1 pseudogene is annotated in these 254 nt (G+C 65.4%); it reads left to right on the top strand.

Annotated elements, in window-relative coordinates:
* Positions 1-254, top strand: a pseudogene (locus SB771_RS35775) (hypothetical protein); the annotation flags it as partial.

Below are 254 nucleotides of genomic sequence, written 5' to 3'. Positions count from 1 at the left end.
GCGCTACTTCGCCGCCAGCTTCACATGGCTCAACGAAGGCCACATCCCAGGCCATCACCGCGACGGCCAGACCATCCAGCTATGGGGGCGCATTCCCGTGGGCAGCCCGCGATTCGTGCTGCAGGCGGGCATCGGCCCCTACCGTTACTTCGATACGACCACCGCCGAGCAAGGCGGAAATTATGCCGACACGCACGGCTGGGGCGTCGTGTATAGCGTGCGCGCCGCGTACTACGCGTCGAACCGGTGGATCA

The sequence above is a fragment of the Burkholderia sp. SIMBA_051 genome (assembly GCF_046534915.1).
Classification (GTDB): Bacteria; Pseudomonadota; Gammaproteobacteria; order Burkholderiales; family Burkholderiaceae; genus Burkholderia; species Burkholderia ambifaria.
The sequence above is the reverse complement of the archived record's forward strand: the minus strand, read 5'-3'. Positions and strand labels throughout refer to the sequence as shown.